Source organism: Pseudomonas sp. LF-5, from assembly GCF_037626295.1.
Lineage (GTDB): Bacteria > Pseudomonadota > Gammaproteobacteria > Pseudomonadales > Pseudomonadaceae > Aquipseudomonas > Aquipseudomonas monsensis.
In genome coordinates this window covers 840,807-854,113 of sequence record NZ_JARKMT010000001.1, presented here as the reverse complement: position 1 = coordinate 854,113, position 13,307 = coordinate 840,807, and the positions used below count along the sequence as shown (strand labels likewise).

Annotated in this window: 10 protein-coding genes; 7 read left to right on the top strand and 3 right to left on the bottom strand. The window is 61.3% G+C overall.

Annotated elements, in window-relative coordinates; translation table 11 throughout:
* The first annotated feature begins 54 nt into the window (after nucleotides 1-54).
* The 3 genes from PseuLF5_RS03940 (at nucleotide 55) to PseuLF5_RS03930 (ending at nucleotide 4,357) form a co-directional block, all read left to right on the top strand.
* Complete coding sequence (locus PseuLF5_RS03940) at nucleotides 55-1,743, top strand: polyurethane esterase (protein WP_340132977.1); 1,689 nt, start codon at nucleotides 55-57, stop codon at nucleotides 1,741-1,743.
* A gap of 200 nt (nucleotides 1,744-1,943) precedes the next feature.
* Nucleotides 1,944-3,797: a polyurethane esterase gene (locus PseuLF5_RS03935; protein ID WP_322374499.1), complete on the top strand. Its 1,854-nt coding sequence runs from the start codon at nucleotides 1,944-1,946 to the stop codon at nucleotides 3,795-3,797.
* Between the two features lie 182 nt (nucleotides 3,798-3,979).
* Entirely contained in the window at nucleotides 3,980-4,357 is a 378-nt protein-coding gene (locus PseuLF5_RS03930; protein ID WP_123468610.1) for a hypothetical protein, read from the top strand.
* An 83-nt stretch (nucleotides 4,358-4,440) separates the two neighbouring features.
* On the opposite strand, the gene PseuLF5_RS03925 is transcribed toward PseuLF5_RS03930, so the two are convergent.
* On the bottom strand, nucleotides 4,441-4,665 hold the full coding sequence (locus tag PseuLF5_RS03925; RefSeq protein ID WP_123468612.1) for a YgdI/YgdR family lipoprotein: 225 nt from the start codon (nucleotides 4,663-4,665) through the stop codon (nucleotides 4,441-4,443).
* A gap of 194 nt (nucleotides 4,666-4,859) precedes the next feature.
* On the opposite strand from PseuLF5_RS03925, the gene PseuLF5_RS03920 reads away from it, so the two are divergent.
* From PseuLF5_RS03920 to PseuLF5_RS03905, 4 genes are all read left to right on the top strand, one after another.
* The gene (locus PseuLF5_RS03920) at nucleotides 4,860-6,512 is read left to right on the top strand and encodes a VRR-NUC domain-containing protein (protein ID WP_340132976.1); all 1,653 of its coding nucleotides are present in this window, start codon (nucleotides 4,860-4,862) and stop codon (nucleotides 6,510-6,512) included.
* Nucleotides 6,509-8,827 (top strand): ATP-dependent DNA helicase, encoded by a 2,319-nt coding sequence (locus tag PseuLF5_RS03915; protein ID WP_340132975.1) that lies wholly within the window; start codon nucleotides 6,509-6,511, stop codon nucleotides 8,825-8,827. Before PseuLF5_RS03920 ends, PseuLF5_RS03915 begins: the two co-directional genes overlap by 4 nt.
* Nucleotides 8,828-8,832: 5 nt before the next feature.
* The gene (locus PseuLF5_RS03910) at nucleotides 8,833-10,752 is read left to right on the top strand and encodes a hybrid sensor histidine kinase/response regulator (protein ID WP_340132974.1); all 1,920 of its coding nucleotides are present in this window, start codon (nucleotides 8,833-8,835) and stop codon (nucleotides 10,750-10,752) included.
* 77 nt (nucleotides 10,753-10,829) lie between these two features.
* Nucleotides 10,830-11,366, top strand: a complete 537-nt coding sequence (locus tag PseuLF5_RS03905) for a hypothetical protein (protein WP_064118033.1) — start codon at nucleotides 10,830-10,832, stop codon at nucleotides 11,364-11,366.
* Nucleotides 11,367-11,422: 56 nt separating this feature from the next.
* Here the strand turns inward: PseuLF5_RS03905 and PseuLF5_RS03900 are convergent, their stop codons facing one another.
* Both PseuLF5_RS03900 and PseuLF5_RS03895 read right to left on the bottom strand, forming a co-directional pair.
* A complete protein-coding gene (locus PseuLF5_RS03900) occupies nucleotides 11,423-11,719 on the bottom strand; it encodes a hypothetical protein (RefSeq protein WP_123468620.1) in 297 nt (98 codons plus the stop codon).
* A 191-nt stretch (nucleotides 11,720-11,910) separates the two neighbouring features.
* Nucleotides 11,911-13,254, bottom strand: a complete 1,344-nt coding sequence (locus PseuLF5_RS03895) for a cation:proton antiporter (protein ID WP_336346773.1) — start codon at nucleotides 13,252-13,254, stop codon at nucleotides 11,911-11,913.
* Between the last annotated feature and the right edge of the window lie 53 nt (nucleotides 13,255-13,307).

Sequence of the window (13,307 nt, the reverse complement as noted above, 5' to 3'; positions counted from 1 at the left end):
CATGCCGGCAGTTCTTGCGAGAACTGCCGGTCTTGAAGGAAGAGAGGGCACAGCATGGGACTGTTCGATTACAAGAATGCTGATGGCAAAGCGTTGTACAGCGACGCCATCGCGCTGACGTTGTACGCCTACACACCGACCGGCAAACCGTTGCCCGCGACGGCCTGGGCCCCGGTGACCGCGACGGCGCTGGGCTATCAGGGCAAGGTTGGCGACAAGGGCACGTTCTTCGGCGAGAAGGACGGCTTTACCAGCGCCGAAGGCGAAGTGCTCGGCAAATACGACGCCTCCGGCAAACTGATCGGTATCGGTGTGGCCTTCCGTGGTACCGGCGGGCTGGACTACAGCGACACCTTCGGCGACATGAAAAACAACCTGCTGGCGGCGTTCGGGCCAGCGGATTATGCGAGCAACTACGCCAAAAACGCCTTCGACAACCTGCTCAAGGCCGTCGCTGCGTTTGCCATCGCCAATGGCATCGCTGCCAAGGACGTCTTGATCAGCGGCCACAGCCTCGGCGGGCTCGGGGTCAACAGCGTGGCCGAGTTGAGTGCAAACAATTGGGGCGGGTTCTTCAAGGACGCCAACTACATCGCATTTGCCTCGCCGACCCAGAGCAGCACCGGCAACAATGTATTGAACATCGGCTATGAGAACGACCCGGTGTTCCGCGTGCTTGATGGCACCACGTTCAGCAGCGCCTCGATGGGCAAGCACGACAAGCCGCATGATTCGACCACCGATAACATCGTCAACTTCAACGACCACTATGCGTCCACCGCACAGAACCTGGTGCCGTTCAGCATCATCAATCCGCTGAGCTGGTCGGCGCACAGTTCGCTGGGGTATGCCGATGGCTTGAATCGGGTGATCGACTCGAAGTTCTACAACCTCACCGACAAGGACTCGACGATCATCGTCTCCAACCTGGAGCAAGCATCCCGGGGCAAAACCTGGGTCGAGGACCTCGGGCGCAGCGGCGAGCCGCACACCGGCAGCACCTTCATCATCGGCACCGACAGCAACGACTGGCTCAAGGGCGGGGCGGGCAACGACTTCCTTGAAGGCCGTGCCGGCGATGACCGGTTCCGTGACGACGGTGGCTTCAACATCCTGCTCGGTGGCCAGGGCCACAACACCTTCGAATTGCAGAAACCGTTGCAGAACTTCAGCTTCGCCAACGACGGAGACGGCACGCTGTACGTGCGCGACGCCTACGGCGGCATCAGCATGACTCGCGACATCGGTGCGCTGGTGAGCAAGGAGGCGGGGTCGTGGTGGGGCAGCAAGGACATCACCTGGGGCGTCACGGCCAAGGGCTTGAGCAATGGCAACCAACTGACCCAGTACACCCATTCGCTCAACGGCGATGCGTACGGCAATGCGTTGCACGCGACCGCCGACGGTGGCTGGCTGTTCGGCCTCGGTGGCGACGACAAACTGGTCAGCGACAAGGGCCACGTGACCTTCGTCGGCGGCGCCGGAAACGACGTGATGACGGCGGTGGGTGGCAACAACACCTTCCTGTTCAGCGGCGCGTTCGGCTTCGATGCCATCAATGGCTACCAGGGCAGCGACAAACTGGTGTTCATGGGCGTCGAAGGCGCGGGGCAGGGCTACGACTACAAGCAGCACGCGTCGCAGTCCGGGGCCGACACCGTGCTGAAGATTGGCGACTATGCCGTGACCCTGATCGGGGTGGGAGTGGCTAACCTGTCGGACTCGGCATTCGTTTTTGCCTAGTACTCCCTGCAGGAGCGAGCCTGCTCGCGATAGCGGTGTGTCAGTTTGCATTTATTAATCAGACACATCGCTATCGCCAGCAGCCCCACTCCTGCAGTTAAACGCTAAACGTAGTTTCTGAAATGCTCCGGGGCGTCCCCCAAGGGGCGCCCTGGCTGTGAGCTATCTCTGACAATTCCAACAAAAGAGAGGCAATAGCAATGGGTGTGTATGACTACAAAAACTTCGGCACAGCCGATTCCAAGGCGCTGTTCAGCGACGCCATGGCGATCACGCTGTATTCCTACCACAACCTCGATAACGGCTTTGCCACGGGTTATCAGCACAACGGCTTCGGCCTTGGCCTGCCGGCCACGCTGGTCACGGCGTTGCTGGGCGGCACGGATTCCCAGGGGGTTATCCCCGGCATTCCGTGGAACCCCGACTCGGAAAAACTCGCCCTCGACGCCGTGAAGAAGGCCGGCTGGACGCCGATCACCGCGTCGCAACTGGGGTATGAAGGCAAGACCGACGCACGCGGCACCTTCTTCGGCGAGAAGGCCGGTTACGCTACCGCGCAGGTTGAAATCCTCGGCAAGTACGACGCCCAGGGCCATCTGACCGAAATCGGCATCGCCTTTCGCGGCACCAGCGGCCCGCGGGAAAACCTGATCCTCGACTCCATCGGCGATGTGATCAACGACCTGCTGGCGGCGTTCGGTCCCAAGGACTACGCCAGGAACTACGTCGGTGAGGCCTTCGGCAATCTGCTCAGTGATGTCGTGGCGTTCGCCAAGGCCAACGGCCTGACCGGCAAGGACGTGCTGGTCAGCGGCCACAGCCTCGGCGGGTTGGCAGTCAACAGCATGGCCGACCTGAGCGGCGGTAAATGGGGCGGGTTCTTCGCCGATTCCAACTACATTGCCTACGCCTCACCGACCCAAAGCAGCACCGACAAGGTGCTCAACGTCGGTTACGAAAACGATCCGGTATTCCGCGCCCTCGACGGCTCGAATTTCACCGGCGCCTCGATCGGCGTGCACGACGCGCCGAAGGAATCGGCCACCGACAACATCGTCAGCTTCAACGATCACTACGCCTCGACCGCGTGGAATCTGCTGCCGTTCTCGATCCTCAACATCCCGACCTGGATCTCACACCTGCCGACTGCTTACGGCGACGGCATGAACCGGATCATCGAGTCGAAGTTCTACGACCTGACCAGCAAGGACTCGACGATCATCGTCGCCAACCTGTCGGACCCGGCGCGCGCCAATACCTGGGTGCAGGACCTCAATCGCAATGCCGAAACCCACAAGGGCAGCACCTTTATCATCGGCAGCGACGCCAACGACCTGATCCAGGGCGGCAGTGGCAACGACTATCTGGAGGGCCGCGCCGGCAACGACACCTTCCGCGACAGTGGCGGCTACAACGTCATCCTCGGCGGCGCCGGCAACAACACCCTCGACTTGCAGAAATCGGTGAACACCTTCGACTTTGCCAACGACGGCGCCGGCAACCTGTACATCCGCGATGCCAAAGGCGGGATCAGCATCACCCGCGATATCGGCAGCATCGTCACCAAGGAGCCGGGCTTCCTCTGGGGGCTGTTCAAGGACGACGTGACCCACAGCGTTACCAGCAGCGGCTTGAAGGTCGGCAACAACCTCACCGCGTATGAGTCGAGTGTCAAAGGCACCAGCGGTGCGGACACGCTCAAGGCGCATGCTGGCGGTGACTGGCTGTTCGGGCTCGATGGTAACGATCATCTGGTGGGTGGCGCCGGTAATGACGTCTTTGTCGGTGGCGCCGGCAACGACCTGATGGAGTCGGGTGGCGGGGCGGACACGTTCCTGTTCAACGGGGCGTTCGGCCAGGACCGGGTGGTCGGGTTTACGTCCAACGACAAACTGGTGTTCCTGGGCGTGCAGGGGGTGTTGCCGACCGATGACTTGCGTGCCCATGCCGCGACAGTGGGGCAGGACACGGTGCTGACGTTTGGCAATGATTCGGTGACGCTGGTCGGGGTTGCGCTCAATAGCTTGAGTGCCGACGGTATCGTGATCGCCTGATACTGATTGGCAACACACAACCTGTGGCGAGGGCGCTGGCTCCCTCGCCACAATCGGGTGCTGGAAGTGACTCGATGGCCATTCTCTGACTCAAACCCTGTGCAAACAGGAAAAGCGGCCTAAAGCCAGCACGTGCACACACGTTCTATAGCTAGCCGCCATTGAGTACAGGAGATTCACACGTGAGAAGTTTCAAGGGGTCTATCGGTTTCGTCGGACTGGCGCTGTGTTCCGCCAATGTCTGGGCCGATCTGCCTCAAACCTCGATTCTGAGCCGTTACGGCATCAGCAGCGAGCAACTGCCGAGCCCGGCCAAGACCAAAGCGGTCGAGCCGGTCGAGGAGAAAAGCCGTTTTCAGATCCAGCCCGAACAGCCCTTCGTGACCATTCGCCTGGGTGACGGCAAACCACCGCCGCAAACCACCGGCAATCCGAGCATTGACCGCATGGCCCAGCAGGACCTGGAGCGTTGCCAGCGCCTGCAAAGCGAATTGGTACGACGTGGCGGCAGCTACTTCAGTTGCGACAACAGCATCCCGGGCATGCCCGCGTTCGAATAACCCGAGACGCCTGTGCAGGAGCTGCCGAGGCGGCGATCTTGATCGTTCCCACGCACAGCGTGGGAACGAACGGCAGCAGGGTGTCAGTCTTCTTCGCGAACAGTGGCGACTTCATCGGCGCGCACTTTCACCTTGGCCCCGGAAATATCCTCGAATTCATAGAAACCGTCCTTGGTTTTGGTCTTCGGCATGTCCTTGGTCAAATACTGAGTGCCGTTCTGCAGGGTGACCACGGTCTGGGTCGAGCAACCGCCCAAAGCCAGCAAAGCCGCAACTGCCAGAGGAATGCCCAGCGTCTTGATTTTCATACCCACTTCTAGATCCTCGTTCCATGTGATACCGAGCAATGTCGGTCTTCTAACGCGGTTGGTGCCATCACGCGGGAAAAAGTTCGATGCGCCGGTCAAAAAATGCCACTGATCCTTTTCCGTTTGCACCGGACGGGGCAGAGCTGGTATCTGTACGCATAACCAGTACTCGCTCGCCATGGCCCTGAATTTCCGTGACTGCCAATCCCCTCGACGATCCGTTCTATTACCTCAACAACTTCCGGCAAGTACTTGACTGGCTTGAGCTGCGCTATGCCGATGTGATGAGCGCAACCGAGCACGCCTTCATTCGCGACTTCAAGGCATTGCCCAAACCGTCGCAAGGTTTGCTGGTGCGCATGGTGATGCGCAAGGGCGTGCATTTTCGTGCCGGCAAACTCGCTTATGCCGAGATCGGTGACATCGCCGAGGCTGCGCAACCGTTGCTGGCCCATGGCTGGCTGGATGAACACGCCCCCTTGGCGCTGGCCGAGGTGTTCGAGGTGTTGCTCAAGGCCGAAATCCTGCAAGCGTTCGCCGCGTTCATCGAGCAACCCAAGGGCCGCAAGGACGACTGGCTGCCCGCACTCGCCGGGCTGTTCCCGGAAACCCGCCGCCTGTGCGACTGGGCACCGTTGCTCGCCGAGCGTCTGTTCAGCCTGACCATCATGGACCTGTGCGACCGCTTGCGCCTGATGTTCTTCGGCAACCTGTACCAGGACTGGTCGGAGTTCGTCCTCGCCGACCTCGGGATCTTCACCTACGAAAAAGTCGAGTTCTGCGCCGATTCCCGTGGTCTGCGCAGCCGCGAGGACGTTGACGCCTGCCTGTTTCTGCACACCTGCCAGCTGCGCTTCGAGGCCGGAGAACCGTTGGCGATCATTGTCGAGCAGGTCAGCGCCATGCATTTCGATAACCCGTGGCTGCAACGGCGGCGTGGCAAGGTGCTGTTCCAGATCGCCCAGTATTGCGAGCGCACCACCGAGTTTGCCCTGGCCCTGAACATCTACCGCGACTGTGCCTACCCGGGCGCGCGATTGCGCATGATTCGGGTGCTGGAGCGCTGCGGTGAATACGCCTTGGCCCTGGAACTCGCCACTGTGGCGGAGCAGGCCGTGGAGAGTGCTGCCGAACAACAAGGCCTGCAACGCATCGTGCCACGGCTGCGGCGCAAACTCGGTGGTCCGCCATTGAAGCGCGTGGCGGCCAGACCGGTGGAGCGCCTGGATCTGCAGCTGCTGCGCAGCGATCCGGGGTTGTCGGTCGAGTACTACGTGCAGGCGCATCTGCACGACGACGATGGCCCGGTGCATTACGTGGAAAACAGTCTGATCAATTCGCTGTTCGGCCTGTTGTGCTGGCCGGCGATTTTTGCGCCGCTGCCGGGCGCGTTCTTTCACCCGTTCCAGCGCGGGCCGGTGGATCTGCTGAATGAAGACTTTCAGCAACGCCGCGCCGAACTGTTCCAGGCCTGTCTGGCTGAGCTCGACGATGGTCGCTATGCGCAGACCATTCGCGAACGATTTGTCGCCAAGTGGGGCATCCAGTCGCCATTCGTGTTTTGGGGCGCCTTGAATGAAGCCTTGCTGGAGCAGGCACTGGCCTGTCTGCCGGCCGAACACCTGAAACACTGGTTCAACCGGCTGCTGCTCGACATCAAGGCCAATCGTGCTGGCATGCCCGACCTGATCCAGTTCTGGCCGCAGCACAAAACTTACCGGATGATCGAAGTCAAAGGCCCCGGTGACCGCTTGCAGGATAACCAGCTGCGCTGGCTGGAGTTTTGCCATCAACACCAGATGCCGGTTGCCGTGTGTTACGTGCAATGGGCGGAGCAGAGTGCTTGAGCTACAGCATTGCCGTGCGCGCACTGTGCGAGTTCACTGCGAAATGCGGCGACCTCGACCTGCGTTTCACACCGTCTCCCACAGCGCTGGAAGGCATTGCCGGGCATCGCACCGTGGCTTCGCGGCGTAGCGAGCAGTATCAAAGTGAAGTCGCGCTGGAAGGCGAGTACCTGCAATTGAAGGTCAAGGGCAGGGCGGATGGCTACGACCCGGCGCAAAACTGCCTTGAAGAGGTCAAAACCTACCGTGGCGACCTGAGCAAGCAACCGGCCAATCATCGGCAATTGCACTGGGCGCAGGCCAAGGTTTACGGCTGGTTGATGTGCCGCAAGCTCGATGTGCAGCAGATCAACCTGGCGCTGGTGTATTTCGACATCGTCAGCGAGAAGGAAACCTGCCTGGTCGAAGCCTTCGACGCCAAGACCCTGCAGGACTTCTTCGAGCACCAATGCCGCTTGTTTCTGCATTGGGCCGAACAGGAAATGGCGCACCGCGATGCGCGTAATCGAGCGGCGCAGCACCTTAGCTTTCCCCATGCCGGTTTTCGCCCCGGCCAGCGGCACCTGGCCGAATCGGTGTTCAAGGCCGTCAGCACCGGTCGTTGTCTGATGGCCCAGGCGCCGACCGGGATCGGCAAGACCCTCGGCACCCTGTTCCCGATGCTCAAGGCGCTGGCGCCGCAGCAACTGGACAAGGTGTTCTTCCTGACCGCCAAGACCCCCGGGCGCAAACTGGCGCTGGACGCCAGTCAGGTGTTGTTCGATCAGACGCCGGCATTGCCCTTGCGGGTCCTGGAAATGGTCGCCCGGGACAAGGCCTGCGAACACCCGGACAAGGCCTGTCACGGTGAATCCTGTCCCCTGGCTCAAGGCTTCTACGATCGTTTGCCCGCCGCCCGCGAAGCGGCCAGTCGCATCAACCTGCTTGATCAGGCAGCCATGCGCGACGTCGCCGCGCAACACTCGATCTGTCCGTATTACCTGAGCCAGGAAATGGCCCGCTGGGCCGACGTGGTGGTAGCCGACTACAACTATTATTTCGACTTCAGTGCTTTGCTGTTCGGGCTGGCCCAGCTCAATCAGTGGAAAGTCGCCGTCCTGGCAGACGAGGCGCACAACCTGGTGGAGCGCGGCCGGCAGATGTACAGCGCCAGTCTGGATCAGGGCACCTTCGGCAGCGTGCGCAAAACCGCCCCGCAGGCGCTGAAAAACGTCCTGCAACGGGTCAACCGCGAGTGGAACGCGTTGCATGCGCCGCAACTGGCGCCGTATCAGGCCTACGACAAGGCGCCGGAAAAACTGCTGCAAGCGATCTCGCTGTGCTGCGCGGCCATCGGCGATTACCTCAACGATCACCCGCAAGGGCTCGACAGCGGTTTGCAGAATGTCTACTTCGACCTGCTGCAATTTGGCCGGGTCGCGGAGCTGTACGACGAGCATTATCTGTTCGACATCAGCAAGCGCGACCTCGATCGCAAGCGACCGCTGTCGCAACTGTGCCTGCGCAATGTGGTGCCGGCCGCGTTCATCGGCCCGCGCCTGAAAGCGGCGCGCAGCAGCGTATTGTTTTCCGCCACCCTCAGCCCGCGCCGCTATTACGCCGACCTGCTCGGGACACCCGCCGATACCGTGTGCATCGACGTAGAGTCGCCGTTCAGCGCCGAGCAGTTGCAGGTGCACATCGTCAGCCGCATCTCGACGCGCTTCAACCATCGCCAGGCTTCGCTGGCGCCCATCGTCGAGCTGATCGCTCGCCAGTTCAGCGAACGGCCGGGCAACTATCTGGCGTTCTTCAGCAGCTTTGACTACTTGCAACAGGTCGCGCAGTTGCTGGCCGAACGGCACTCGCACATCACCTTGTGGCAGCAATCACGGGGCATGGCCGAAGGTCAGCGTCAGGCGTTCCTCGATCAGTTCACCGCCGACAGCCAGGGCGTCGGGTTTGCGGTGCTGGGCGGCGCCTTCGGGGAAGGCATCGACTTGCCCGGCGCCCGCCTGATCGGTGCGTTCATCGCCACCCTGGGGCTGGCGCAGCTCAACCCGGTCAATGAACAGATGAAGCAGCGCATGGCGGCGATTTTCGGCGCCGGCTATGACTACACCTACCTGTTTCCCGGGGTACAGAAAGTGGTGCAGGCCGCCGGTCGCGTGATCCGCACCCGCGAGGATCGCGGCGTGGTGATGCTGATCGACGATCGCTTTGCCGAGCATCGCATTCAGCAACTGCTGCCGCGCTGGTGGGCGATCGATAACGAGCCCGCCGCTTCCCAAATCGACGGATTCACGCATACTCCTGCTCATATCAGTGTGCGGTGAGTGGAATGAGCGATAACAGCAAGACCGGGGCGATGGAGGAGATGCGATTTCGGCTCCTGATCGATGCGGTGGTCGATTACGCGATCTACATGATCGACCCCGACGGCATCATCACCAGCTGGAACTCCGGCGCGAAACGCTTCAAGGGCTATGAAGAGGCGGAAATTCTCGGCGAGCACTTTTCAAGGTTCTACACCCCGGACGATCGCGCTGCCGGATTGCCGCAGCGGGCGCTGGATACGGCGGTCCGCGAAGGACGGTATGAAGGCGAAGGCTGGCGGGTGCGCAAGGACGGCACGAATTTCTGGTGCCACGTGGTGATCGACCCGATCATCGCGCCGGATGGCCGCTTGCTCGGTTTCGCCAAGATCACCCGCGACCTGACCGATCGCAAAATGGCCGAGGAAACCCTCAAGCGAAGTGAGCAGCAGTTCCGCCTGCTGGTGCAAGGCGTTACCGACTACGCGATTTATATGCTCAGCCCGGAAGGCCGCGTCAGTAACTGGAATCAGGGTGCACAACGCATCAAGGGCTATACGCCGGAAGAAATCATCGGTGAGCATTTTTCGGTTTTCTACACCCCCGAAGACCGTGAACTCGGCGAGCCGGCGCGGGCCCTGGACATCGCCACCCGCGAAGGCCGCTTCGAGAACAGGAGCTGGCGCGTACGCAAGGATGGCACGCGTTTTCTCGCGCACGTGGTAGTCGATGCGATTCGTGGGGAAACCGGGACGCTGCTGGGGTTTGCCAAGATCACGCGTGACGTGACGCAAGCCCATGAGGCGCAACTGGCCCTGGAAAAGACCCGCGAGGCGTTGTTCCAGGCGCAGAAGATGCAGGCCATCGGTCAGCTCAGCGGCGGCATCGCCCATGACTTCAACAACCTGCTGACGGTGATCCTGGGTAATCTGGAAATTCTGCAGAAACGCATCGGTGACGAACCGAAAATCAGCCGCTTACTGGAGAACGCCACCCAGGGCGCCTTGCGCGGTGTGTCGCTGACCCAGCGCATGCTGGCGTTCGCACGCCGGCAGGAACTCAAGACCGAACCGGTCGATATTCCGCAACTGGTGCAAGGCATCACCGGGCTGTTACGCAGTTCGCTGGGGCCAGGAATTCACATCGAGACACGCTTTGCGCCGAACCTTTCGCCAGTGCTGGCAGACAGCAACCAGCTGGAACTGGCCGTGCTCAACCTGGCGACCAACGCCCGCGACGCCATGCCCGACGGTGGCACAGTGGTGATCAGTGCGCAGCCGGAAGTCGTGCTTGAACAGAGCTATTCGGCGCTGACACCGGGGCATTATGTGTGCCTGAGCCTGATCGACAGCGGCGAGGGCATGGACACAGAAACCCTGGCCCAGGCCAGGGATCCGTTTTTCACCACCAAGGGCCTGGGCAAGGGCACCGGCCTGGGCTTGTCGATGGTGCATGGCTTCATCGAGCAACTCGGTGGGCGCTTTGTCCTCAAGAGCGAAAAAGGCCACGGCACGGCGGCCGAACTCTGGTTGCCGGTGATCGGCGAGGGCGTGACGGCCAAACCCTCGCGGCTGCCGGTCGAACCGATTGCAGTACCACGGCTCAGCGTACTGGTGGTGGACGACGATTCGCTGGTCTTGACCAGCACCAGCCTGTTACTCGAGGACCTGGGGCACCGGGTGATCAATGCCACGTCCGCCGCCAGGGCGCTGGCGCTGTTCGATGAGGGCGAAGTCATCGACCTGATGATCACCGACATGGCCATGCCGACCATGAGCGGCGCACAACTGGCCCACGCCGTGCGCCTGCTCAAACCCGACCTGCCGATCATCCTCGCCACCGGTTACGCCGAACGGCTCGAAGGCTTCGCCGCGCAACTGCCGCGTCTGCCCAAGCCGTTTACCCAGTTGAATCTGGTGGAAGTGATTGCCCAGGCAATGAAATGACCCGGCGGGCAATCCGGCTGAACTTGTCTGCAAACGCGCGCTTCTAAGCGTTTTCCCTACCCCGGAGCGTGCGTCTCTTGCCTCGCATATTGACCCAGCCGACCGCTGAAGAAACCCTGACCGAACATAATGCCAAGATGTTTGGTTCGCCCAAGGAGCGGCTGGATTTCTATCGCCGGGAGATCCAGTACGAAACCAGCATCCTCGCCAATCGCACCGACGCCTACCTGGCGGCGCAGTCGTTTCTGGTGATTGCCTTTGCCTCGTGCATGGCCAACCTCAACCCGGAATGGGGCAAGTTGTTCACCCTGGTGGTGCCGCCGTTTCTGGCGCTGCTCGGGCTGCTCAGTTCGCTCAATGCCTGGCCGGGCATTCGCGCCGCGTACGACATCATTGATCACTGGCACTTCAAGCAGAGCCATCTGTTGCACAGCGAGCCCTTGATGGGACTGGCATATGACGAGTCGCCGCTGTTCAGCGAAATGGAGTCGAGCCACAAGGGGTACCGCAAGTCGCTGCTGTTCTCGGTGCGCACCCCGTGGATCTTTGCCACGTTCTGGGTATTGCTGGGCAGTTATGCGGTGTTTATTCAGGTGACCAATCCGGGCGGTTGATCAGCAGGCAAAAAGCAGTCCGGCACTGATTGCCGGCTGCTTTTTGGGGCGAGGGATCACTCGGCAATTTCAAGCTGGCGACGCAATCCCTGCGAGTTGTGCGGCGACATGGGGATCGGCGGGAAGTCTTCGTTGAGCACGCACAAATGCTCGATCGCGTCGGCAAACTTCAGGTCGGCTTTACGCCGTAACGCGCGATAGTGTTCAAACTGTTCCATATCCATCTCTCGGCTTTCCAGCAGTTCGTGAGCCGCGAGGTTCAGCGCCTGCGCCTCTTCGAACAATTGGCGATTGCGTTCCAGAGCCAGCGCTCTGCAAGCCTTGATTTGCGCAGGAGTCGAGCATTCTTTCATGACCGTAACCTTATTTTTCGGGATTCCTTTTCATAGGCGTTTCGCCGCAGGGGAACCGAACCTGCCAGGCCCCGCCGAGGGGCTCGGCGAGGGGTTAACGTTGTGACCGCCAAGCGTCGCGCAGAGATCCATTTTTTTTCGCAGGATTTTTAACCTTGCCATTCCGCGGGAGGAGCTGCCCCAGGCTGCTCCTATAAAAGGGCTTTCTGGCGTCGTTCGTAGCGGGCAAGAATCGGCTGGGTGCTGACCCCGTGCAGCAAAATGCTCAGGGCCACCACAGACAGCGTCAGGTCGGTACACAGCGTGGCGACAGCGTCGGTCAGACCATGATTCAAGGCATAAAACAGGTAGAACAGGCTGCCGATACCGCGGATGCCGAACCAGCCAATCAACAGCCGTTGCCGCCCCAGCAACAGGCCACCCCACGGCATCAGTGCAACGCAGACCGGACGGATCAGGCAGAACAACACACCGCCGACCAGCAACGCGCGCCAATCCCAGTGCGCGATCAGCACCACCCCCAGCAGGGTGACCAGAAACACTTCCATGGCCCGTTCCACCAGACTGCCGAACGACAACATATCGCCCATCATGATGCCGGCCGCGACCTGACTGCTTTCCAGCCGTTCGGTATCGCCGTGCATCGCGTGTTGCGGCTCGATGTTCTGGTGGCCGACCACCGGTTGCACCAGGTGTTCGGCCGGCGGCTGGCTGGCGCCGGTGGATTTCACTTCAACCTGACGCAAGCCCAGGCCGGCCGCAAAGACCGACAGAAAGCCGTAGCCGCCGATGGCTTCGGCAACGACGTAAGCCAGGGCAATCAGCGACAACGCCAGATAGTCGTTGGGACTCAGGGTGCTGTCGTCATTGCGGATGCGCAGCAACAGGGTCACACGGCCGATGCCGCGGCCCATCCAGTAACCGGTCAACAGGCCGGCGGGCACGGCCCACAGCAGATTGCGCAAGACCCAACCCTGCCAGTCGCCAGTCGTGCCGTCAGCGTGAATCAGCAACAGCCCGAGAATCACAAAAGGGAAGGCGATCCCGTCATTGAGCCCGGCCTCACCGGACAGGCCAAACCGCACACTGTCGACGTCCCGCGCATCATTGACCTGCACCAGGGCGGCGAGCACTGGGTCGGTTGGCGCCAGAATCGCACCGATCAGCAGCGACGGCCCCCACGGTAGCTGCAAGCCCCAATGCAACAGCAGGCATACCCCGGCGATGGTCAGCACCATCACCGGGCCCGCGAGGCCGAAGGCTATCCGCCAGCGTTTGTCACGCAGCGGCAAGCGCAACTTGAGGCCGCAGACGAACAGCGAAAACAGCACCGCGACTTCCGTCAGGTGCTCCATCCATAACGAGGCGTCGTCCAGCGACAGTTTCAACAGATCAAGGCCGCTGGGACCGATGCCGATCCCCAGCAGCAGGCAGACCGCCGATGTGGTCACCGGCATCCAGCGCAGGTACGACGAGGTCAGCGCCAGGGTCAACAGCACAGCGCCCAGCACGGCGACCCACACGGTAAAGCTCATAAGATGCCGCCTTGGATATTGGGTGTGACTGCCGTTGTGAGCAGGCGCAGCCT